This is a genomic window from Streptomyces alkaliphilus, assembly GCF_014141535.1.
GTDB lineage: Bacteria > Actinomycetota > Actinomycetes > Streptomycetales > Streptomycetaceae > Streptomyces > Streptomyces alkaliphilus.
In genome coordinates, this window is record NZ_VKHT01001678.1 from 1 (window position 1) to 533 (window position 533).

Genomic DNA, 533 nt, shown 5'->3' on the forward strand with positions numbered 1-533 from the left:
GCGATTCGGGACCTGCGGTGGACAGATGCCGAGGCGGGGTTCCGGCCGGTGGGGGAGAGCCGGATCGTGACCGGGGTCGTTCGCCGGGTGATGGATCGGATTCGATCGGAGTCCCTTCCCGATGAGGTCTTTGATCCGGTGGAGGGGATGGAGGGAAGCGGAACCCCCGCAGGGGGGTGGTCCCCCGGCGCCGCGGCGGATCCGGCGGACGGCGTGATCGCCGAGGAGTGGGGCCTCTCACCTCTGGAGGGGGAGCTCGCGGAGCGGCTGTTCGACGCCGTTGACGGGGCGCCGGAGTGCCCACCGGCCGACTCCGTGCGGGTACGGGTGGAGTCGGCGCGAAGTGGCGCCCCGTCCTCCCCGACCGCGTTCGACGAGGTGTGCGAGGAGACGGGGGAGGTGTGGGGGCCGAAGGTGCGGCTCGGGACGGAGCCGGTAGCCGAGCCCGGAGGGATGGAGCCCGCCGGATGCGAGGAGCGGGGCGCGCCTCCACCGGGCTCGGCTCTCCCGTCGACCTGCGGGAAGGGGGCGGC

1 protein-coding gene is annotated in these 533 nt (G+C 73.9%); it reads left to right on the forward strand.

All coding sequences use genetic code 11. From position 1 onward, the window contains the following. Positions 1-66: 66 nt before the first annotated feature. On the forward strand, positions 67-533 hold a 467-nt coding region (locus FNQ90_RS26285; RefSeq protein WP_228471627.1), incomplete at its 3' end, for a hypothetical protein.